The following is a 22,200-nucleotide window of genomic DNA, read 5'->3' on the forward strand; positions in this document are numbered from 1 at the left end:
GTTAGAGCTCCTCTCGGGCGGTGGCACCGAGTTTTTTGAGGGTGGTGGCCAGCGCGCTGGTCAGGTCTGTTTCGAGGTCGGTGTAGGGGGCGGACGCTGCCGGCGGCAGGGCGCGCACAACCACCCGGTAGCCGGTGGGGTTTTCGGCGACAAAGGGGGCGATGATGTCGCGGAGGCGTCGCTTGGTTTTGTTGCGGGTAACGGCGTTACCGACGGCCTTGGAGACGATGAAACCGATGATGGTTGGTTCTTCGCCTGTTTTGGCTGTATATAGAACTAAGTTCCGACGCCCTGAGCGGGCGCCGGAACGTGTAGTTGCTGAGAATTGAGCCGAAGCTCGCATCCGGTGCTGTTGTGCCAGCACGTAGTCTCCTTTGTCTTTTCGGTCGTCTCTCGGCGGGCTGCGTGATCACGTTGGCCTGCACAAGGGGCTAGGCCGAGGCGAGGAGATGTGAAGCCTTATGCTGAGAGGCTTGCGCGGCCCTTTGAACGACGGTTCGCGAGGATGGCGCGGCCTGCACGGGTGCGCATGCGAAGACGGAAGCCGTGCTTCTTGGCGCGGCGGCGGTTATTCGGCTGGAAAGTCCGCTTGCTCATTTGGTTACTCCAAAAATGGTTGGTACGGGGGCCAACCTTTCAACAGTTCTTCGAACAGGTTGACGCTTCTTGCTCGTGTGTTAGCTCCGCCGTGTAAGGGGCGGATATCAGGCCTTAGATATAGGCATAGTCCTAGCACACTTTGACTAAACAACTCTAGAAGAGGTTGCGATATAAGGTCAAGCCCGCTAGGGGTAGGTCTTTAATCACAGGTATGTGGGAGAGTTTGCCCACACCTGTGGATAGCTTGCGAGCGCGCTCGCCCTAGCGAGAGTTATCCACAGGCACACCGGGGAAAGTTGTAAGTTACAAAAACTGCGGCTTTGAGCTAGCGGTGCGCGGTTTAATCACATACTGTAAACAGGTACTCCCCTCGTTAAATCACAAGTTTTCCACCCTGTGGATAACATGGTGATAAATCGGTGGGTCCTACGGCTAAGCTGTGGGTAAGTTTTTTGCGTGACCTGAGATTAAAGGAGAGCCAGTGGGCGATTATATGGACCCGGAGCTTCAGAAGAAGTGGATGCACCTGGTAACCCTGTTGCGGGCAGATACCTCGGTGGCTCAGCGTCACCGCGCGCATATTGGCCTGGCTCAGCCTCACGCTTTTATGGGTAATGTGCTGCTGATTGCGGTGCCGAGCGAGTTTACCCGCGATATTTTTCAGCACGAGCTGAAGGAGACCCTGCAGGAGGCTATTACCGCGACCTTTGGTCAGGGGGTGACCGAGGCTTTCATTATTGATACCAGCCTCGAGAATTCTCCCGAGAAGGTGGCGCTGCCCGCTTCCGAGCGTCCTGCTGCTCCGTCTTTCCCTGCGCCCGCTGAGCGGGAGCAGGCTTCCCGTGCCGGTTTCGACGACGCTGCCCACCAGCGTCCGGACGCCGCCCCCGCCTTTGGGCAGGCACCTGTGGCTCCCGAGTTTACCCAGGTCAACCATGAGGTAGAGCCCCTTGAAGAGCCTGTCGAGGCAGACGAGGTGGTTGAGGCTCCCGCGGAGCCGGGGGATGTAAAGACCTGGGACTCCACTGCACGTCTGAACCCCAAGTACACCTTCGATAGCTTTGTGATTGGCCAGTCCAACCGTTTTGCCCACGCGGCTGCCTTCGCGGTGTCCGAAACCCCGGCGTCTGCCTACAATCCCCTCTTTATCTACGGCGGCTCGGGTCTGGGTAAGACCCACCTGCTGCACGCCATCGGCCACTACGCCAAGAGTCTCTACCCCGGTTTGCGGGTGCGCTACGTGAATTCTGAGGAGTTCACCAACGACTTCATCAACTCTATTCGCGATAACAACGGGATTACTTTCAAGCAGATTTACCGCAATGTCGACATGCTCCTAATCGACGATATTCAGTTCCTGGCTGGGAAAGACAGCACCCAGGAAGAGTTCTTCCATACCTTCAACGCCCTGCACAACCACCAGAAGCAGGTGGTTATTACCTCTGACCTGCCGCCCAAGCAGCTGACCGGTTTTGCTGAGCGTATGCGCTCGCGTTTTGAGTGGGGTCTGATTACCGATGTTCAGCCGCCGGAGCTCGAAACCCGTATCGCGATTCTGAGTAAGAAGGCCCAGAATGAGGGTCTTGATGTACCCGATGACGTGATGGAATATATTGCCTCGCACATTTCCACCAACATTCGTGAGCTGGAGGGCGCGCTGATTCGTGTGACCGCTTTTGCCTCCTTGCAGGGGCAGCCGGTGGATATGCAGCTGGCGGAGCAGGTGCTCAAAGATCTGTTGCTGGACGACGGTGCCCAGGAGATTACGGCATCGCAGGTGTTGCAGGCGACGGCAGAGTACTTTGACGTAACGATTGATGACCTGCGGTCGAAGTCCCGTAGCCGCACTCTGGTGAACGCGCGTCAGATCGCCATGTACCTCTTACGAGAGCTCACCGATATGTCGCTGCCCCGTATCGGGCAGGAGCTGGGCGACCGTGACCACACCACCGTGATGTACGCAGATCGCAAGATTCGTAACCTCATGGCAGAGCGTCGACCTATCTTTAACCAGGTCACAGAGCTTACCAACCGTATTAAGCAGGGGTCTCGTGACGCATCCTAACCCTAAAAGGCCTAGTCACAGGGTTGTGGATAACTTTGAGACTTAAGGGGTTTTAATGTGGATGTTAAGTGCATGAATATGCAAAGCCTGTGCAGTTCATTATCTGCATAAATATCCATCCACTATTCATTCACAGTGGAGCTAGGTTTTCTGCACAGATCCCCCACAAGCATTTTGCCGGTATTCCGGGCTCAAACGGGGTTTTCCACAGTTTTCACAGGGGTTATTAACACTACGATTCTTAAAGAAAAAACGTCAAATAACAAAAAATCTACGCGCGCACTCTTGCCTGAGAGTCGGCTCTTGTAATTACAGATTTTCCTCCACGGCTCTTCGGTTCAGGGTCACGGCTTGTAATTACAGAAAACTGGCTATGGAGCTAGGTCAGTCCGGTAGACTGGACAACTGAACTGTGCCCGATTTAAGGGCTTCTCATGTTTAAAGCTTTGGAAGGTGCTCCAGTGAAATTTACTGTCGAACGCGATACTTTGGCCGAGGCCGTCAGCTGGACTGCCCGCTCCCTCTCCCCTCGTCCACCTGTACCGGTACTCTCTGGCCTGCTCATCAAGGCAGCAGCCGGTGAAGTATCTATCGCCAGCTTCGACTACGAGACCTCAGCTAAGCTCAACATCGCAGCGGATATCGCTGAAGAGGGCGAAGCCCTGGTATCTGGCCGTCTGCTTGCTGATATCTGCCGTTCGCTGCCTAAGTCTGACGTGCTCTTTGAACTGCGTGAGGGCAAGGTTCACCTCTCCTGCGGTTCTTCTAACTTCAACCTCTCGTCCATGCCTGTAGCCGACTACCCCGAGCTACCTGCCCTCCCCGCGGTATCAGGTACCGTTGAGGGCTCTGAGTTCGCCAAGGCTGTTACCCAGGTGTCGGTAGCAGCGTCGAAGGACGACACCCTGCCGATTCTGACCGGTGTGCGCATGGAAATCGAAGGTGACCAGATTACCCTGCTCGCAACCGACCGCTACCGTCTGGCCATGCGCGAGCTGACCTGGAACCCCGCAGACGCTTCTATCTCAACCGCTGCACTGGTCAAGGCTAAGACTCTTTCTGAGGTCGCCAAGACTCTGGGTGGTGCAGGAGAGCTGTCCATCGCCCTGTCAGATGCCCACGAGCTCATCGGCTTTGAATCTGACTCCCGCCGCACCACCAGCCTGCTGGTCGACGGCGAGTACCCCAAGATTCGTTCCCTCTTCCCCGAAGTCACCCCCGTGCACGCGATCGTCCGCACCTCAGACCTGATGGAAGCCGTCCGCCGTGTCTCCCTGGTCGCTGAGCGCAACACCCCCGTCCGCCTGGCCTTCAGCCAGGGCCAGGTCACCCTAGATGCTGGCACCGGCGAGGACGCCCAGGCAACCGAGGTTCTGCAAGCCCACCTGCACGGGGACGATATCACCGTAGCCTTCAACCCCAGCTACCTCTCAGAGGGTCTGCACACCTTCGCGGCTAACAAGTTCGTACGCTTCTCCTTCACCGACCCCCGCAAGCCCGTTGTGCTTTCTGAGCAGGAGGACTGGCAGGCTGAGGACGAGAAGAACTACCGCTACCTGCTCATGCCTATCCGCCTGCAGAACCAGTAAAACCGCAGGTCAAACCGCTATCTCAAGGAGGGCGCGCTGTACATCGACCACCTTTCGTTGATGGACTACCGCACCTACCAGCTCCTGACTCTCCCCCTCACCCCCGGCGTCACCGTCTTTCTCGGGTCAAACGGGGTGGGCAAAACCAACATTGTTGAAGCCATCGACTACACCGCACAGCTGGCTTCACACCGGGTGAGTCAGGACGCCCCGCTGGTACGTGTGGGCGCTGACCGCGCCTATATCCGCACCCGCACGGTTCGCGGCAACCAGCAGACCGTCCTTGAGTTTGAACTAGCCCCCGGTAAAAGCAACCGGGTGCGCATCAACCGGGCGGCGCCCGTCCGCGCCCGTGAAGCCCTGGGTGTCACCCGCACCGTGCTTTTCTCACCCGAGGATTTGCAGCTGGTGAAGGGGGACCCCGCCGGGCGGCGCCGTTTTCTTGATGATCTGGCGGTATCCCTGCGCCCCTCCGTTGCCGCCTACCGGGCGGACTATGAGCGGGTTTTGCGTCAGCGGAATTCCCTGCTCAAGTCCATGCGCTCGCGGCGCAGCACCGGGACCGAGGACGCCTACACCCTGGAGGTCTGGAACAAGCAGCTGGCGGACGCCGGTGCCCACCTTCTGCAGGCCCGGCTGCGCACCCTGGCCCTGCTTCTGCCGCAACTACAGAGGGCCTATACCGAGCTCACGGACGGCTCTAAGAGCGTGAGCCTGGTGTACGACTCCACTGTTTTCCCGCCGATTTCTTCCGCTGTTCTTCCGAGCGCTGCCCTGATGGGCGTAGACGATCTGCGAGAGGCCATGCTGCGAGGCTTTGCCGATAAGCAGCGGGAAGAGCTAGAGCGGGGCGTCACCCTGGTGGGTCCCCACCGAGATGACCTGGCTCTGGAGCTGGGCGGTATTCCGGTCAAGGGCTTTGCCTCCCACGGTGAAAGCTGGTCTTACGCCCTGGCTCTGAAGCTGGCCTCCTGGTACGTACACCTGGCAGATAATGACGCCCCCGGGGCCTCGCCGATTCTGATTCTCGACGATGTCTTCGCGGAGCTTGATACTGCCCGGCGTCATAAGCTGGGTGCTATTGTGGCCGGGGCTGAACAGGTGCTGGTGACCTGTGCTGTAGCAAGCGATATCCCAGAAGAACTGGGAGAGATTACCCTGGTAAGAGTCGAGCCCGGTAGTGCCCGAGTGGAAAGCTCCCCACTAGGTAATATTCCAAATAAGGAATAATTTGGCAGCGGGGTAAATATGGTTTATTCAGAATATGATGTAGAAGCAGTGGATGCTCCCCATGCCCTGCTCAGCCGCATACGAGCTGCGAAAGAAGCCCGCGGTGAACACCGCGTGCAGGGTGCAGCCGGGCGAAAAATCATCAAAGACTTCGGGCGGGTGATGAATGCTGAACCCGGCACTAAAGTCCGCCGCTATACCTCAACAGAAGCAAGCGGCCAGCTGGGTGGCTACACCGGGGCTGGCCCCAGTGCTCGAGACCCCCAGAGCCTGGGAGGTCTGCTAGATCGCGTCATCATGGAAAGAGGCTGGACCACTCCCCTAGCTGTTTCATCGGTCATGGCCCGCTGGGACAAGTTGGTCGGCCCTCAGATTGCCTCAAAAGCCACCCCCGAAAGTTTTGAAGACGGGGTCATGACCGTGCGCTGTGAATCCACTGCCTGGGCCGTGCAGATTCGCCAGATGAAGTACGACATTATGCGCCGCTTCAACGGGGAGCTAGGCGACGATGTCGTCAAAGATGTGCGTGCCTTTGGCCCAGCGGCTCCCTCCTGGAAAAAAGGGCGACGGGTTGCTCCCGGAGGGCGGGGACCCCGCGATACCTACGGGTAGCAGGTTGGGGAAGGTAAATTACAAAAATCGTTTCTGCGCCCCTGACCCCCTGCCCCTGTGAGAACCCACAGCATCGGGGGTTTGAGCGCTCTAGCGGCGCTCTAGGTATCTTCTGGCAGTAAGTGCCCCTCTAAAACATCACAAAACAGGTTCAAAAATTGCCCTGTGCGGTAGAATTGGGAGCAGAATACGCGCGCCTGCCCGTCCGTACAGCCCACCCTGCCCCGCCTCCCTGTGCGCGGCCGTCCGCGCTGAACGGCTGCCGGTGCGAGACCGACCATGCAAGGAGCCTAACTAGCAGTGGCAACTGAAGAAACCTCCCACGAATACGGCGCAGCCGACATCACGGTCCTTGAGGGCCTTGAAGCCGTTCGCAAGCGCCCCGGTATGTACATCGGTTCAACCGGCGAACGCGGCCTGCACCACCTGGTCTACGAAGTCGTTGATAACTCTGTCGATGAAGCCCTGGCAGGGCATGCTGACCTGATCGAGGTCGTCATTCAGAAGGACGGCGCGGTTCGAGTTGCCGACAACGGGCGAGGCATCCCCGTCGATGAGCACCCCACCGAGAAGAAGCCTACCGTCGAGGTCGTCATGACCATCCTGCACGCCGGTGGTAAGTTCGGCGGCGGCGGGTATGCGGTCTCCGGCGGCCTGCACGGCGTGGGTATTTCTGTTGTGAACGCGCTCTCGACCAAGGTCGAAACCGAGGTGCGCCGCCAGGGCTACAAGTGGCACATCAGCTACGCCAACGGCGGCCACACCGTCAAACCCCTCACCCGCGGGGAAGCAACCGACGAAACCGGCACCACCCAGACCTTCTACCCCGACCCCGACATCTTCGAAACCGTCGAGTTCGACTTTGAGACCCTGCGTGCCCGCTTCCAGCAAATGGCCTTCCTGAACAAGGGGCTGACTATCCAGCTGACCGACGAACGCGAGCTGCACGAGGGGGATGAAGTCACCGGCGAAGAGAAGCCCGAGAAGCTGCCCCTCAATCAGGTAGGTGCCGACGCCAACGGCCACAAGACCGTCACCTACATGTACAAGGACGGCCTCTTCGACTACGTGAACTTCCTGAATACCTCCAAGAAGCTCACCACGGTGCACGATGACATCATCGCCTTCGAAACCGAAGATACCGACCGCATGATGAGCCTGGAAGTGGCCATGCAGTGGACCACCGCCTACAAGGAATCGGTGCACACCTACGCCAACACCATCAACACCCACGAGGGCGGTACCCACGAAGAGGGCTTCCGTACTGCTCTGACCACCCTGATCAACCGTTTCGCTCGCGACAACAAGCTGCTGCGCGAGAAGGACGACAACCTCACCGGTGAGGACGTCCGCGAAGGTCTGACCGCCGTGGTGTCCGTCAAGATTTCCGAGCCCCAGTTTGAGGGCCAGACCAAGACCAAGCTGGGTAACTCCGAAGCCAAGGCTTTCGTTCAGCGCGAGACCATGGACCAGCTGGGTGACTGGCTGGAGCGCAACCCCAGCACCGGCAAGGAAATCGTCCGCCGCGCTATCACCGCAGCCCAGGCTCGCCTGGCTGCCCGTAAGGCCCGCGAAACCACCCGCCGCAAGGGCCTGCTTGAAACCGGCTCCATGCCCGGAAAACTCAAGGACTGCTCTTCTAAGGACCCCTCGATTTCAGAGATTTACCTGGTGGAGGGTGACTCTGCGGGCGGTTCAGCCGTGCGCGGCCGCAACCCCGAAACCCAGGCTATTCTGCCCCTGCGCGGTAAGGTGCTGAACGTCGAGCGCGCTCGCCTCGACCGCGCCCTGTCTAACGCTGAAATTCAGTCACTGATTACCGCCTTCGGTACCGGCATCGGTGAGGACTTCGATATTGAGAAGGCCCGCTACCACAAGGTCGTCCTGATGGCCGATGCCGACGTGGACGGCCAGCACATCACCACCCTGCTGCTGACCCTGCTCTTCCGCTACATGCGTCCGCTCATCGAAGCCGGCTACGTCTACCTGGCTCAGCCCCCGCTGTACCGCATCAAGTGGTCCAACGCCCCGCACGACTACGTCTTCTCTGACGCCGAGCGCGACGCTGCCCTGGAAGCCGGCTACGCCAAGAACCAGCGCATCCCCAAGGACAACGGCATCCAGCGCTACAAGGGTCTGGGCGAGATGGACTACACCGAGCTCTGGGACACCACCATGGACCCCGAACGCCGCACCCTGCTACAGGTCAAGATGGAAGATGCCGCAGCGGCTGACCAGATCTTCTCCGTGCTGATGGGTGAGGACGTCGAGGCCCGCCGAGAATTCATCCAGCAGAATGCAAAGGATATCCGCTTCCTTGATATCTAGGGCTTTTTAGTGTGAATTAAGCGCTATATAGCCAATATGGAATATAAAAATCAAGGACGAAAAACGAGGAACTTATGAGCGACGAGAACACCACCAGCTCACCCCAGCCCGTCGAGGGCGACATCATAGACAACCCGGTTCACACCGGAGGGAACGTTGAGGTCGTCGACCTGCGCTCCGAAATGGAACGCTCCTACCTGGACTACGCCATGGCCGTCATCATCGGCCGCGCCCTGCCCGACGTCCGTGACGGCCTCAAGCCCGTCCACCGTCGCGTCATCTACGCCATGTACGACGGCGGCTACCGCCCCGAGCGATCCTTCAACAAGTGCGCCCGCGTCGTCGGTGAAGTCATGGGCCAGTACCACCCCCACGGCGATGCCGCTATCTACGACACCCTGGTCCGCCTGATCCAGGACTGGGTCATGCGCTACCCCCTGGCTCTTGGCCAGGGCAACTTCGGATCCCCCGGTAACGACGGCGCTGCAGCCCCCCGTTACACCGAAACCAAGATGGCCCCCCTGGCCCTCGAAATGGTGCGAGACATCACCGAGGACGCCGTGGACTTCCAGCCCAACTACGACGGCAAGAACCAGGAACCGGTCGTCCTGCCCTCCCGCATCCCCAACCTGCTGGTCAACGGCTCATCAGGTATTGCGGTCGGTATGGCCACCAACATTCCGCCACACAACCTGCGCGAGGTCGCCGACGGTGTGCAGTGGTTCCTGCAGAACCCCGACGCTTCTAACGAAGAGCTGCTGGAAGCCCTCATCGCCCGCATTAAGGGCCCTGACTTCCCCACCGGCGCTACCATCCTGGGCCACAAGGGCATCGAGCAGGCCTACCGTACCGGCCGCGGCTCCATCACCATGCGCGCTGTGGTCAACGTCGAAGAAATCCAGGGCCGCACCTGCCTGGTCGTCACCGAACTGCCCTACCAAGCCAACCCCGATAACCTGGCCATCAAGATCGCCGAACTGGTCAAGGACGGCAAAATCACCGGCATCGCTGACCTGCGCGACGAAACCTCCGGCCGCACCGGCCAGCGCCTGGTCATCGTCCTTAAGCGCGACGCTGTGCCCAAGGTGGTGCTGAACAACCTCTACAAGCACACCCAGCTGCAGGAGAACTTCTCCGCCAACATGCTGGCGATTGTGGACGGCGTGCCCCGCACCCTTTCTCTCGATGCCTTCATCCGCCACTGGGTCAACCACCAGCTCGAAGTTATCGTCCGCCGCACCCGCTACCGTCTGCGTCAGGCCGAAGAAGAAGCGCATATCCTGCGCGGCCTGCTCAAGGCCCTCGACGCCCTCGATGAGGTCATCGCGCTGATTCGCCGCTCCCCCACCGCAGATGACGCCCGCACCGGCCTCATGGACTTCCTCGACATCGACGAGGCCCAGGCCCAGGCCATTCTGAACATGCAGCTGCGCCGCCTTGCCGCCCTGGAACGCCAGAAGATTCAGGATCGCCACGACGAGCTCATGCGCATGATCGACGAATACAACGCGATCATCGCCTCAGAAGACCGCCAGCGCTCCATCATCTCTGAAGAGCTGGCTGAAATCGTTGCCCGTTTCGGCGATGAGCGCCGCACCAAGATTCTCATGGGCTACGACGGTGACATGTCCATGGAAGACCTCATCCCCGAGGAAGAAATGGTCGTCACCATCACCCGCGGCGGCTACGTCAAGCGCACCCGCAGCGACCAGTACCGCTCCCAGCACCGCGGTGGCAAGGGCATCAAGGGTGCCTCCCTGCGCGGGGACGACGTCGTCCAGCACTTCTTCGTCACCTCAACCCACTCCTGGATCCTCTTCTTCACCAACCTGGGTCGCGTCTACCGCACCAAGGCCTACGAGCTCATGGAAGCCGGCCGCGACGCCAAGGGCCAGCACGTGGCTAACCTGCTGGCCTTCCAGCCCGATGAGACCATCGCCAAGGTTATGGAGCTCAAGTCCTACGAGGACGCCCCCTACCTGATCCTGGCCACCAAGAACGGCCTGGTGAAGAAAACCGCCCTGTCGGACTACGACACCAACCGTGCCGCCGGCGTCATTGCCATCAACCTGCGTGACGGCGACGAACTGGTCTCAGCCCAGCTGGCTAGCGCCGAGGACGACCTGCTGCTGATCTCCCGTCAGGGTCAGTCCCTGCGCTTCACCGCCACCGATGAAGCCCTGCGCCCCATGGGTCGCGCAACTTCCGGTGTGACCGGTATGAAGTTCCGCGAGGGCGATGAGCTGCTCTCAGCCAACGTCGTTACCGATGACTCCTTCGTCTTCGTTGTCACCGCAGGCGGCTACGCCAAGCGCACCCAGGTTGACCAGTATCGTGTGCAGGGCCGTGGTGGCCTCGGCATCAAGGTCGCCAAGCTGGCTGAAGACCGCGGCGACCTGGTCGGTGGCCTGATTGTGGGCGAAGAGGACGAGGTCATGGTCGTCATGCAGTCCGGCAAGGTCGTGCGCACCTCGGTCTCAGAAGTACCGGCCAAGGGCCGAGACACCATGGGCGTCATTTTCGCTAAGCCCGGCAAGAACGACGAGATCCTCGAAGTTGCCCGCAACTACGAGCGCAACATCGATGAGGCAGACGACACCGACGAAAACAGCGCCGAAAGCCCCGAAAAGCCGGCAGATGAAGTACCTTTAGAAAACAACACCACCCCGGCAGTAGCCGACACCGCAGACGCACTTGGAGGTAAGAGTGAGCACTAAAAGCACCGGAACCGCACCGCGGCCAGCGCCGCGAGCCGGCACCCCGCGCGCTTCTCAGGGTAAAGCGGGCCCTCAGGGTTCAGCGTCCGCAGGTGCTCAGCGCAAGCCGCTGGTGCGTCCCGCCCCCCGCTCCAAGATCCGTCGCGCTCGCCTGGTCGTTGCCAAGGTAGATACCTTCTCGGTCGCCAAGCTCGTCTTCCTGCTCTCGGTCGCCATCGGTATCGCTACTGTGGTTGCAGCCGTCATTCTCTGGCTCGTCATGCAGGCCACCGGCGCCTTCCAGAGCCTCAACGACCTGCTGACCCTACTCGGTACCACCGGTGACGCCGTAGACATCTCCCAGTACCTCTCACTGGGGCAGGTGGCTCTCTACAGCACCATCATCTCCGTTGTGAACGTCGTGCTCTTCACCCTGCTCGGCACCCTGGCAGCCATGCTCTACAACGTGGCAGCCAAGCTGGTTGGCGGCGTGGGCGTAACCCTCACCGACGAATAAACCAAAACCCCTGTTCAGCTTCGTGGCGCCCTGCAAACTCAGGGTGCCACGAAGCTTTTAAACACCCCTTCAGGGTATGTGTCTCAGAACACGCCATTTCGATTTGGCAAGGTGTCAAAACCTGTGTAAAGTTATATCTCGTTCTGATGAACACCAAGGGCGTATAGCTCAGACGGTTAGAGCGCTACACTGATAATGTAGAGGTCCCAGGTTCAATTCCTGGTACGCCCACTCACCTTGGTTGAAAGGTTGACATGAAGAAATTTATGGCAATCACGCTCGCTGCGCTGGCAACAGCGGTAGCAGCAAAGAAAGCTAAGGATTCTCAGGAGAATAAAAAAACTTGGGAAGAAGTTACAGATAAAATTTCATAGGTAGCACCCGATGGGGGCGTGGCGCAATTGGTAGCGCACCTGCTTTGCAAGCAGGGGGTTAGGGGTTCGAGTCCCCTCGCCTCCACTCTTCGGTGATTATAGCAAGAGGGAAACACCCGGTCCCATCCCGAACCCGGAAGTTAAGGCTCTTAGCGCCGATGGTACTGCACTGGCGACGGTGTGGGAGAGTAGGTCATCGCCGAATTAAATGTGGTAAGGAACCCCAGTCGAAAGACTGGGGTTCCTTTTTTGTATAGGCGCTTCTGCTCTGGGGCGGGTGGGGTGTGGAAATAGGGTTCAACTAAACCTTGAACTTTTGTGGCAGTTTATGAGTAACCCCACGGGGTCTTAAGATGAACAAATGGTAAACAACATCGCTCCGAGTGTGGGATTCTCGTGACGAGAGGCCCTGCCTACTCGGGGAAAACCATATAAAACCATATTCTTTTAAGGGGGAGCCTCACAGGGAATACCCCCTAACCAGGTGAAACGAAAGTATTTCCACCTTCGCCGCGGCGGGCGTCCTTGCCAAAAATATGCCTCTTGTGGGTTTTATGAAACTTAAGCAACATTTCACCCCTGCCTAACCCCTCAGTTGCCTGATGTTTCCAAAAACCTGCCTTGCCCACAAGAATAGAAACCGTGACTACAGAACTCATCATTCTGGTGATCGTAGTGCTGACCGCACTAGCCTTCGACTTCACCAACGGCTTCCACGACACCGCCAACGCCATGGCCTCATCTATCGCCACCGGCGCCCTCAAGCCCAAGGCGGCTGTCGCTCTCTCAGCCACCCTTAATCTCATCGGCGCATTCCTCTCCATTGAGGTAGCTAAGACCGTCGGCTCCGGCCTCATCGACCTTGAAACTGCCGGCGGCGGCCCCAGCCTCATGCTGATCGTCTTTACCGGCCTGGTAGGTGCAATCCTCTGGAACGTCTTCACCTGGCTGCTGGGCCTGCCCTCCAGCTCCTCTCACGCCCTCTTCGGCGGCCTGATCGGCGCAACCCTGGCATCGCTGGGTGCAAGCGGCGTGCTCTGGAACGGCGTGCTGATGAAGATCATCGTCCCCGCCCTGATGGCCCCGCTCATCGCTGGCGTTGTTGCCGGCTTCGGCGCTGCCATCATCTACGCGCTGACCAAGAGCGTGCCCGGCGACCAGAAAAAGAAGAACTTCCGCTTCGGCCAGATCTCTGCCGCTTTCCTGATGTCCCTGGCGCACGGTACCAACGATGCACAGAAGACCATGGGCGTTATCTTCCTGGCCCTGGTTGCTGCCAACGAAATCAACCCCGAAGCGGACATCCCCTTCTGGGTTCGCCTGGTCTGCGCCCTGGCTATCGCCCTGGGTACCTACCTGGGCGGCTGGCGCATCATCAAGACCATGGGTAAGGGTATCGTCGATATTGAAGGCCCCCAGGGCTTCGCGGCGGACGGCTCCTCGGCAGCTATCATCCTGACCTCCTCCCACTTCGGTATGGCCCTGTCTACCACTCACGTGGCAACCGGCTCCATCATCGGCTCCGGCCTCGGCCGTCGCGCCAAGGTGAGCTGGTCAACCGCCCGCCGTATGGTCATCGCCTGGATTATCACCCTGCCCGCCGCTGGCTCCGTCGGCGCGTTGACCTGGTTCGTGGGTAACGGCATCAACTCCATGACCGGTAGCGCCTGGATGGGCGAGGCAACCGTCTTCCTCATTCTGGTTGGTTTCTGCTTCTGGATGTGGGCCCACTCCCGCAAGAGCGCCGTCAGCCACATCGATATGCACTCGGGTGAGGCTGTCAACGCCCGCGAAGTACACACCGAGTCGATTCCCACCGTGAAGGCCGGTTCCTAAATGTTGATTGTTGATATCTTCCACAAGATTTACCCCGTCTTCCTGGCCGGTCTGGGCTTTGGTGCTGGCCTGCCGATTCTCTACGCCCTGGGTGTGCGCCTGATGAGCGGCACCGCTGTAGAGACCCCCGAGGGTACTGTCTACACTGAGCCTGCCCCTGTGGCCCGCACTGTCGCCTACGTGCTGTTTGCGGTACTGGCTTTGGCTGTTGTGAGCGGTATTCTCTGGATCGCCAAGGATTTTATCTATGCCTACACCGGCTTCAACTTCCTGGGAGCTGTAGGCTAAAAGGGTTCTGTATATAGACGGCGGGGGCTGGTGGTTTGTAACCACCAGCCCCCGCTGGTTTTAAGGGGCGGACGCCGGTGGGCTGGTGTCTTGTTTTGTGAGGGGAGACGCAGGCAGGGTGCGAAGTATGGTGCTCAACGACCTTCCCTTACGCAGTATCACCGCCCGTAGCGATTTTGAGCCGCTCACCGGTGTCCGCTATGTACCTGCACCACCTTGGGTAAACCGGGGTATATCGCCTATTTTTCAGACTTTCACCCTCAACCTGTGGCGGAGCTAACCGCGCATTTGGTAGAATTGGTTTGCGCGTGCAAAAAACCTGTAGTAAGGTAGAAGCATAACACCACGGGGGCGTGGCGCAATTGGTAGCGCACCTGCTTTGCAAGCAGGGGGTTAGGGGTTCGAGTCCCCTCGCCTCCACTCTTCGGTGATTATAGCAAGAGGGAAACACCCGGTCCCATCCCGAACCCGGAAGTTAAGGCTCTTAGCGCCGATGGTACTGCACTGGCGACGGTGTGGGAGAGTAGGTCATCGCCGAATTAAATGTGGTAAGGAACCCCAGTCGAAAGACTGGGGTTCCTTTTTGTGTGCGCAGTTCTTTTGGCGAGCGTGCATGATATCGCTGAGCGTGCGCAAAGTGGGTGCACGCTCGGCGATATGGTGCACGCTCGTGCCCGTCCGCCCCTGTCATAAATAGCCAGAGGTAGCCCTGTATAGGTAAACTAAACACTTCAAAAGTAAGTAGTGTTGCAATCTCTGTGATTGTAGGTGCAAGGACGCACCAGCGAGAACAAAGGCAAAACCATGTCACCACAAGCAGTTGGCTTCGCCCTCCTCATCCTCGGCGTAGCCCTTCTCATCGGCAAAATTATTCGAGTCAAAGTCGGCTGGGTGCAAGCCCTCTTCCTACCCAGCTCCATCGTGGCGGGCGTCCTTCTGCTCCTGCTCGGTCCCCAGGTGCTCGGCCGGTTCTCCGGACCCTGGGGCGAAAACGGCCTCTTTACCGACGCCATGCTCACCACCTGGGGAGCCCTCCCCGGCCTGCTCATCAGCGTCATCTTCGCAACCATGTTCCTGGGCCAGGAACTCCCCACCCCCAAGCGGGCTGTGCAGCTCGCCGGCCCCCAGCTCTCCTTGGGCGTGGCTCTAGGGTCGGGCCAGTACGTCGTGGGCCTGCTCCTTGCCGCCCTGGTGCTCGTCCCCGTCTTTGCAGCCTCGCCCATGACCGGCGCCCTCATCGAAATCGCTTTCGAGGGCGGGCACGGTACCGCTGCCGGTATGCGCGGAGTGATGGAAGATCTCGGCTTCGGTGAAGGTGCTGACCTGGCTGTCGGTCTGGCAACCGTCGGTATCGTGGGCGGTATCGTCATCGGTATTGCCCTCATCAACTGGGGTGTGCGCACCGGCAAGACCGAAATTCTCAAGGGCGATGCCAAGATGTCGATTGCCGAGCAGAAAGGCCTCTTCCGCGAGGACGAGCACTACTCGGCCGGCACTATGACTTCCCGCCCGGCGTCCGTCGAACCGCTCTCCCTGCACATGGCCATTATGGCGCTGGCGGTGCTGGTGGGCTGGCTGATTCTGGAGGGCCTGCGCTGGATTGAGCAGCAGACCTACGCCTCTATCATGCTGGACGAGAACACCCCGCTTGAAATCTTCGCCTATGTGCCGCTCTTCCCCATGGCCCTGCTGGGCGGCGTCATCGTGCAGATGGCAGCTAAGGCGGTAGGGGCTGCTTCTATCATCGACCACCAGATGATGCTGCGTATTCAGGGCTGGGCCCTGGACTTCCTCATCGTCGCCGCAATCGCCAACCTGTCCCTACAGGCTGTGGGCGAGAACCTTGCTGTCTTCGCCATTCTGGCGGTGGCCGGTATCGGCTTCAACGTGGCTATTTTCCTCTGGCTGGCCCCGCGCCTGATCGGCCGCTACTGGTTCGAGCGCGGCATCGGCGATTTCGGCCAGTCTATGGGCGTCACCGCCACCGGTCTGATTCTGATGCGCGTGGTTGACCCCAAGGGCGAATCCCCGGCCTTCGAAGCCTTCGGCTACAAGCAGCTGGTCTTCGAACCCTTCTTCGGCGGTGGCCTGGTGACCGCCCTGGCCGTCCCCGTCATTTATCTGACCGGCATCTGGCCCCTCTTCTTCGTCATGCTCGCCATCTTCATTATCTCCATCGCGGTGGGGCTCATCTTCCTGCGCCCCAAAGAGATGAAGGACCGCGAGCGCCACACCCAGCAGATGCAGCAGGTCAAGGCTAAGGACGCTTAGGCGCGGCCCGGGCGCCCCCGCCGCCTGGCCCCGCTGGGGTAGGCGGCGGTGGGGCGGGCGTCCTTTAGGAGAAGAACTTTTGGGCGTTGGTGGTGAGGATGGCGTCAGTGTCTTCGGGGGAGAGGGCTATGGTCTGATCTCCCAGGTGTAGGCTAGCGCCCTGCACGTATTCCACCGCGCGAGTGTATTGGGCGTCTTGGAAGTAGGGGTAGTCCGAGCCCATCATCAGCTGGCTCACTCCGTAGGCGTCAGCTGCTAGCAGTAGGGATGGGCCGTGGAAGTTCGCGGTATCAAACCACATGCTGCGCAGTGTTTGAGCGGGGGAGTGGTTGAAGGCATCCCAGTCGGTGTAGTTATCTTCGATGCGCTGAGCCAAGAAGGGCAGGTCGCCCGCTAGATGGGCGATGTGGAAACGAATCTTTGGGAAGCGGGCCGGGATATCTGCTTTGAGCAGGTGGAGCACCGCCACCGCGTCCTCAACGGGTGCGCCGTTGACCCAGACCAGGCCGTGCTCGGTCAGAAGGCCAGAGCTGGCCCCGCCGCCGGTGGCATGGATGTAGACCCTAGCGCCCAACTCGTTGAGACGTTCGTAGAGGGGGAGTAGCGAGTCGTCAGCGATGGATAGCGTGCCCTGAATGACGGTGGGAAGACCGACCCCGATGAAGCCCTCTCGGTCAAAGTATTCATCGAGTATGGTTAGGGACTCTGCCACGTGGGGGACGGGGAGTGCCAGGTAGGAGCGGAATCGTCCCGGGTAGCTCTGCATGGTCTCTTCGTAGATGTCATTGACCAAGCGGGCTGCCGCCAGCGCGTCCTTCGCATCTGCAAGCATGGGGACCTGCGGGGTCACCGAGAGAATCTGCTCGGCGACCCCGGCATCATCCATCTGCTTCAGACGGGCAGCCATCTCCTCGGGCTCATCGCTAGCCCGCATGTTCCGGGCAATCTGGGTGGTGGCGGGATCTACCCCGTGCTCCTCTAAGAAATCAAGGTAGCGGGCCGGGTAGAGATGGGCGTGGGTATCGATGGTGTTCACTGAATCCTCCTTGATCGGGTTTACCTTTCAGTTCCTGACTCTACACCTCGCCCCGACCGCTCACTAAGGCTCTGCTAGGCAGTGATATGGGTACCTCAGAATAAGCCCCCTACAGCAAAGGCCCCGGCCTCCCTGAGCGGGAGCCGGGGCCGGTCGTCCGCGCTCGCGGTGAGTGAGCTAAGGACGCGGGCTAGCGGTTTGTGAGGACTAGGCGGAGGGGGTCTTCCAGGGGTCCTCAACGGGGCGAGAAGCCTTGAAAGCAGCCGCCCCAGCGACAGCGCCAGCAACAATCAGGCCGAAGACCAGCAGGCCCTTGTTGCCGCCCTTAGCAGCCTTCTTCTGCTCCTTGGCGTAGCCCTTAGCAGCCTTAACGGCGGCCTTCTGAGCCTTTTTCAGAGCCTTCTTGTCGCCGGTAACCTTAGCGGCAACGGTCTCAACCTGGGTGGGAACCTCGGCGTCAGAGAGCTTGTCTGCAACGGTGCTTGCAACGTCGGCAGCCTTGACGCGGGCGGTAGCTACAGCGTTTTCAACGGCGGGGGTGACGTCGTCGATGGTGTGCTGAATCTTGTCAGCCAGGGTTGACTGGGCCTTCTCCAGCTTCTTGGAGCTGTCCTTAGCAACAGACTGGGTTGCCTTTGAGATGTTCTTACCCTGCTTCTCAGCAGCCTTCTGCAGCGCTGAAACCTTCTTGCCGGTCAGCTTCTCGGCGCGAGCAGCCTTCTTCTCGGCCAGGGCGGTCAGCTTGTCAGCCTTCTTGCCGGTGTTCTTAGCGGCCTTTGAGAAGAACTTCTCTGCCTGCTTCTGAGCCTTCTTAGCCTTGCTCTTCTTGCACAGTGCCATGGTTGTTTCCTCCATGTGTGGGGCTGCCCCCTAATCTAACTCGTGAGTTTGAGTAGAGTGCGGTGGCAAGCAACTTACATTTAGTATCAGCTTACTTTCTAAAACCGTAAAAGTGCTTTGAGACGGCACAAAAACCCTCGTGTTTCTCTGCCCGCTAAAGTTAAGAGCTTCTGAAGGGTGCGCGGACGCCGGGGATCGCCCGCGCGAATGCGACGTGAATTCCCGAGCGGGTGTTGTTTGAACGGACGCCTGGGACGGATAGTCACATTCGCGGGATATACGGTTCTAAATCTTTCTAAGGCGTTCTAAAATATTTTTTAGAACGCCTTAGAAAGATTTAGAAAGCAGCGAACGATGAATCAAGACCTCAATCCCTTCACCCCCGGAGCAGGGCTCACACCGCCTGAACTCACAGGTCGAGACCAAGAAATCATCGACTTCGACAGGCTCGTAGCCCGCAGCAAAATGCGTCTGACCGATAGAGGGCTTATGCTCTACGGTCTACGCGGAGTCGGTAAAACCGTCCTGCTTCGCAGACTAGAAACCCATGCAGAACGCTCCGGCTGGCTCACCCTCAGACTTGAAGGGAGCCTTACTTCCTCTGCCCAGAAACAGCTTCGTATCAAACTCGCACGAGATCTTGCCCAGCAGACCAGGGTAGCCACCCAGGGGCATACTGGAAGTGCAATACAGCGAGCAATCGCCTCTATTGCCGAACTATCACTGACGCTGGGCTTTGCCCAAGCCCGCCTAGTGCTCAAACCTAAGACTGACGAACCTGCCTTCACCACCGGCGTCCTCGATATAGACTTCCCCGAAGCAATCCTGAACCTGGCAGAAGCCCTCAAAGAACTTCCCCAGCCTAAAGCTATCGGTTTTTTCATTGACGAAATCCAAGACCTCGACAGCGAACTGCTCGATATGCTCCTGACAACCCAGCATGAAGCAGGACAACGGGAACTACCTTTTTACATCATCGGGGCCGGTCTGCCCTCAGTGCCCACCCGGCTAGGGGAAATCAAAACCTACGCCGAACGTCTCTTCAGCTACCGCGAAATAGGTGCTCTTACCCCGGAGGCGACCCGGCGGGCTTTCATCGAACCTATCCGCAGGCCCGGTGGCCATATCGTAGAAAGCGCCCTCGAAAAAGCAACCGTAGCCTCGCAGGGCTACCCCTACTTCATTCAGCAGTACGGGCAGGCTATCTGGAACTCTGCCGCCCAACAGACCATCACCGACGACGATGTGCTTGCTGGCCTTGCCGTAGGGCGAAGCGAACTAGATAGCGGTTTTTACCTCACCCGCTGGCAGCGGACTACCGATGCAGAACAGGACTACCTGGTTGCTATGGCCCGCGTGATGAAAGGTCAGGCCGCCCGTACCGGAGAAATCGCAGAGACCCTGGATAAGACAGCTAACGGGACCAGCGTGGTGCGTAAATCCCTTATTGAGAAAGGGCTGGTGTACTCGCCGGGTGTAGGCCAGCTGGCCTTTACGGTGCCGGGAATGCAGGACTTCGTGCTGAGACAGGCGGGGCAAGTGTAGGCCGCGCCCCGGCGTCCGCCCCTTTCACTCACCGCAAAAGCTCAGGTCATATCTAGCGGCTGCCCACCTGCCCGTGCGAGAATAGGGGCATGACTGCAACTGCAAAAGCAACTATTCACACCAACCACGGTGACATCGTCGTTAACCTCTTCGGTAACCACGCACCGCTGACCGTCAAGAACTTCATCGGTCTGTCTGATGGCACCCAGGAATGGCGCCACCCCCGCACCGGTGAAGTACAGGAAGGCCCTCTCTACAAGGACGTCATCTTCCACCGCATCATCCGCGACTTCATGATCCAGGGCGGCGACCCCCTCGGTCAGGGTATTGGCGGCCCCGGCTACCAGTTCAAGGACGAAATCCACCCCGAACTGAGCTTCAACAAGCCCTACCTGCTGGCTATGGCCAACGCAGGCCCCGGCACCAATGGCTCCCAGTTCTTCATCACCACCGTTGAGACCCCCTGGCTCAACGGCCGCCACACCATCTTCGGTGAGGTCGCAGATGAGGACTCCAAGAAGGTCGTTGACGCCATCGAAGGTGTAGCAACCGGCGCTATGGACCGCCCCGTCGAGGACGTCGTTATCTCATCCATCGACATCGAAGAACTCTAAACCTTCCACAGGTTAGTGCAAGGCCCGCCCCTTCCTGGGTGGGCCTTTGCTCTACCCTAGAAAAATTTTTTTGAGCGGCTAACGCCGCAGTTGAAAGGACGAGCGCGTGAGCGAGCAGGTCGGCAGGTACGGCTATTCCAGTGATGAGACTCCGGTATGCCCCCGCCACCCTGATCAGGTGACCTATGTGCGGTGCGGACGCTGCGGGCGGCTAGCCTGCGGGCAGTGCCAGGTGCCGCTTGAGGTGGGCATGATGTGCGTGGACTGCCTGGCAGAAGCGCAACGCTCGGCACCGCGTATCCGTTACGCTAAGGCCCGCCCCACTATTACATATGCTCTTATCGGTATAAATAGTGTGGTGTGGATTTTGCAGTTCTTCTTCGCTAGCATCACCACTTTCGGTATCTATAACCCCCTCTACGTGGAATACACGGGTCAGTGGTACCGTCTGCTGACCTCTGGGTTCTTGCACTCGCCCAACAACGTCACCCACCTGCTCCTTAACATGTTCACCCTCTACCTCTTTGGGCAGGCGCTAGAGCCGCTCATGGGAAAGTGGAAGTTCCTTGCCACCTACCTGCTCTCAATTATTGGTGGCTCCGTGGCAGTGCACCTGCTGGCATCTGTTCTGGGTGGCATGGACGTGAGCACCCTGGGAGCTTCCGGTGGCGTCTTTGGTCTCTTCGGGGCTTTCTTTGCACTGTCTCGGGCGCGCCAGCAGAGCACCAGCGGCATCGTAATTCTGGTGGCCATCAACTTTGCTTTCGGCTTCCTCATGCCGGGTATCTCCTGGGAAGCCCACCTGGGAGGTCTAATCACGGGTGCGCTTGTCGCTACAGTTCTTGATCGGATTCCAAACCGTTCACAGTAAAGTCGATGTCAGCAAAGAAGTGCGGGGCCGTCGGGATGACGGCCCCGCACTTCTTTTATTCACAGGTTTTATCCACAGCTGTTAATAACTACAGGGGTGTAATTCCACAGATGTTAAAAACCTGTGTACAGGGCTAAAAGGCTTTAAATGGAGCCTGTAATTACACCGGTGTAAGAGATTTCCCCAGTTTTATCCCCACCTGTGGATAACTTTCATCCGCAGGGTGTAGAAAACCTGTAATTTCAAAAAGGCGACTATTCAGCAGGTAATACTTCACCCGTGAGGGCATCAACCTTGACCGAACCCACGTCGTTGCCGCGGGCGTCCTCAAAATCAACCTCCCACACCAGGGCACCGTTTTGATCATCAAGATCAAGGTCGGTGGCAACCTGCCCGCCACGACCCTCAGCAGCGGTGCGGACGGCGTCCGCAGCTAGAACCTGGGCCGCAGCCGCACGCGCTACATCATCAGCATCGTCGCTGGTCTCTTCATCAGCTATAGAACCATCGGCGAAGACGGTGAACTCATGCTTGACCCCGTCCACCACTATGGCAAGGTCAAAGCTGTCTTGGGTCGCATCCTCTTCATCCACCTGCACCACGATGCCACCGGGGCGGGCAGCTAGACCCTGCTCAAGCGCAGCCAGCAGGGCCCCCGTTTCGGCAGGGCCCTCAAGGGTAGGGGAGGGGCTGGCGGACGTAGCTGCCTGGCTACTTGAGGTAGCTGCATCGGTGGTTGCTGTAGAGATTCTCGGGGCGCTGGTCTCGGCGCTCCCTGCTGATCCACAGGCCGTAAGTGCCAGTGCTACTACTGCCGCTGAAGAAGTAAAAACAGTCTTTTTCATAGAAAACATCATGCGCTCATTCTTTCAGGCCCACATGAAACCA

General features: G+C 59.0%; 19 protein-coding genes, 3 tRNA genes and 2 rRNA genes. 19 read left to right on the plus strand and 5 right to left on the minus strand.

Annotated features, from left to right (window positions below; all coding sequences use genetic code 11):
• Nucleotide 1: 1 nt before the first annotated feature.
• Both rnpA and rpmH read right to left on the minus strand, forming a co-directional pair.
• Entirely contained in the window at nt 2-364 is a 363-nt protein-coding gene (gene rnpA / locus ACEE43_RS08165) for a ribonuclease P protein component (RefSeq protein ID WP_135011299.1), read from the minus strand.
• A gap of 95 nt (nt 365-459) precedes the next feature.
• Nucleotides 460-597 (minus strand): 50S ribosomal protein L34, encoded by a 138-nt coding sequence (gene rpmH, locus ACEE43_RS08170; protein ID WP_083091541.1) that lies wholly within the window; start codon nt 595-597, stop codon nt 460-462.
• 496 nt (nt 598-1,093) lie between these two features.
• Here rpmH and dnaA point away from each other — a divergent pair, with 496 nt between their 5' ends.
• The 16 genes from dnaA (at nt 1,094) to ACEE43_RS08250 (ending at nt 16,406) form a co-directional block, all read left to right on the plus strand.
• Nucleotides 1,094-2,665 carry a chromosomal replication initiator protein DnaA gene (gene dnaA, locus ACEE43_RS08175; RefSeq protein WP_449107296.1) on the plus strand — a complete coding sequence of 524 codons (1,572 nt, stop codon included), beginning with the start codon at nt 1,094-1,096 and terminating at the stop codon, nt 2,663-2,665.
• A gap of 461 nt (nt 2,666-3,126) precedes the next feature.
• Nucleotides 3,127-4,254 (plus strand): DNA polymerase III subunit beta, encoded by a 1,128-nt coding sequence (gene dnaN, locus ACEE43_RS08180; RefSeq protein ID WP_237221979.1) that lies wholly within the window; start codon nt 3,127-3,129, stop codon nt 4,252-4,254.
• A gap of 36 nt (nt 4,255-4,290) precedes the next feature.
• The gene (gene recF / locus ACEE43_RS08185; RefSeq protein WP_449107297.1) at nt 4,291-5,484 is read left to right on the plus strand and encodes a DNA replication/repair protein RecF; all 1,194 of its coding nucleotides are present in this window, start codon (nt 4,291-4,293) and stop codon (nt 5,482-5,484) included.
• A gap of 18 nt (nt 5,485-5,502) precedes the next feature.
• A complete protein-coding gene (locus ACEE43_RS08190; RefSeq protein WP_449107175.1) occupies nt 5,503-6,096 on the plus strand; it encodes a DUF721 domain-containing protein in 594 nt (197 codons plus the stop codon).
• A gap of 300 nt (nt 6,097-6,396) precedes the next feature.
• Nucleotides 6,397-8,424 carry a DNA topoisomerase (ATP-hydrolyzing) subunit B gene (gyrB, locus tag ACEE43_RS08195; protein ID WP_449107176.1) on the plus strand — a complete coding sequence of 676 codons (2,028 nt, stop codon included), beginning with the start codon at nt 6,397-6,399 and terminating at the stop codon, nt 8,422-8,424.
• 74 nt (nt 8,425-8,498) lie between these two features.
• Nucleotides 8,499-11,141: a DNA gyrase subunit A gene (gyrA, locus tag ACEE43_RS08200; RefSeq protein ID WP_449107177.1), complete on the plus strand. Its 2,643-nt coding sequence runs from the start codon at nt 8,499-8,501 to the stop codon at nt 11,139-11,141.
• Nucleotides 11,131-11,637: a DUF3566 domain-containing protein gene (locus ACEE43_RS08205; RefSeq protein WP_449107178.1), complete on the plus strand. Its 507-nt coding sequence runs from the start codon at nt 11,131-11,133 to the stop codon at nt 11,635-11,637. The genes gyrA and ACEE43_RS08205 overlap by 11 nt, the downstream gene beginning before the upstream one ends.
• 157 nt (nt 11,638-11,794) lie before the next feature.
• Nucleotides 11,795-11,868, plus strand: a tRNA-Ile gene (locus ACEE43_RS08210).
• A gap of 23 nt (nt 11,869-11,891) precedes the next feature.
• Nucleotides 11,892-12,011, plus strand: a complete 120-nt coding sequence (locus ACEE43_RS08215; RefSeq protein WP_449107179.1) for a DLW-39 family protein — start codon at nt 11,892-11,894, stop codon at nt 12,009-12,011.
• Nucleotides 12,012-12,023: 12 nt separating this feature from the next.
• Nucleotides 12,024-12,096, plus strand: a tRNA-Ala gene (locus ACEE43_RS08220).
• A gap of 3 nt (nt 12,097-12,099) precedes the next feature.
• Nucleotides 12,100-12,216, plus strand: a 5S ribosomal RNA gene (gene rrf, locus ACEE43_RS08225).
• Nucleotides 12,217-12,653: 437 nt separating this feature from the next.
• Nucleotides 12,654-13,847 (plus strand): anion permease, encoded by a 1,194-nt coding sequence (locus ACEE43_RS08230; protein ID WP_449107180.1) that lies wholly within the window; start codon nt 12,654-12,656, stop codon nt 13,845-13,847.
• Nucleotides 13,848-14,135, plus strand: a complete 288-nt coding sequence (locus tag ACEE43_RS08235; protein WP_449107181.1) for a hypothetical protein — start codon at nt 13,848-13,850, stop codon at nt 14,133-14,135.
• A 347-nt stretch (nt 14,136-14,482) separates the two neighbouring features.
• Nucleotides 14,483-14,555 (plus strand) — tRNA-Ala (locus ACEE43_RS08240).
• Between the two features lie 3 nt (nt 14,556-14,558).
• Nucleotides 14,559-14,675, plus strand: a 5S ribosomal RNA gene (rrf, locus tag ACEE43_RS08245).
• Between the two features lie 264 nt (nt 14,676-14,939).
• Nucleotides 14,940-16,406, plus strand: a complete 1,467-nt coding sequence (locus tag ACEE43_RS08250) for a sodium/glutamate symporter (RefSeq protein WP_449107182.1) — start codon at nt 14,940-14,942, stop codon at nt 16,404-16,406.
• Nucleotides 16,407-16,470: 64 nt separating this feature from the next.
• Here ACEE43_RS08250 and ACEE43_RS08255 read toward each other — a convergent pair whose 3' ends face one another.
• Both ACEE43_RS08255 and ACEE43_RS08260 read right to left on the minus strand, forming a co-directional pair.
• Entirely contained in the window at nt 16,471-17,442 is a 972-nt protein-coding gene (locus ACEE43_RS08255) for an amidohydrolase family protein (protein WP_449107183.1), read from the minus strand.
• A gap of 207 nt (nt 17,443-17,649) precedes the next feature.
• A complete protein-coding gene (locus ACEE43_RS08260) occupies nt 17,650-18,282 on the minus strand; it encodes a hypothetical protein (RefSeq protein WP_449107184.1) in 633 nt (210 codons plus the stop codon).
• Between the two features lie 354 nt (nt 18,283-18,636).
• On the opposite strand from ACEE43_RS08260, the gene ACEE43_RS08265 reads away from it, so the two are divergent.
• The 3 genes from ACEE43_RS08265 (at nt 18,637) to ACEE43_RS08275 (ending at nt 21,312) form a co-directional block, all read left to right on the plus strand.
• The gene (locus ACEE43_RS08265) at nt 18,637-19,827 is read left to right on the plus strand and encodes an AAA family ATPase (RefSeq protein ID WP_449107185.1); all 1,191 of its coding nucleotides are present in this window, start codon (nt 18,637-18,639) and stop codon (nt 19,825-19,827) included.
• A gap of 89 nt (nt 19,828-19,916) precedes the next feature.
• Nucleotides 19,917-20,441 (plus strand): peptidylprolyl isomerase, encoded by a 525-nt coding sequence (locus tag ACEE43_RS08270; RefSeq protein WP_135011286.1) that lies wholly within the window; start codon nt 19,917-19,919, stop codon nt 20,439-20,441.
• 106 nt (nt 20,442-20,547) lie between these two features.
• Nucleotides 20,548-21,312 (plus strand): rhomboid family intramembrane serine protease, encoded by a 765-nt coding sequence (locus tag ACEE43_RS08275; protein ID WP_449107186.1) that lies wholly within the window; start codon nt 20,548-20,550, stop codon nt 21,310-21,312.
• A gap of 254 nt (nt 21,313-21,566) precedes the next feature.
• Here ACEE43_RS08275 and ACEE43_RS08280 read toward each other — a convergent pair whose 3' ends face one another.
• Nucleotides 21,567-22,169 carry a PepSY domain-containing protein gene (locus tag ACEE43_RS08280; RefSeq protein WP_449107187.1) on the minus strand — a complete coding sequence of 201 codons (603 nt, stop codon included), beginning with the start codon at nt 22,167-22,169 and terminating at the stop codon, nt 21,567-21,569.
• Nucleotides 22,170-22,200: the final 31 nt, after the last annotated feature.

Source organism: Rothia sp. 11254D007BW, assembly GCF_053548195.1.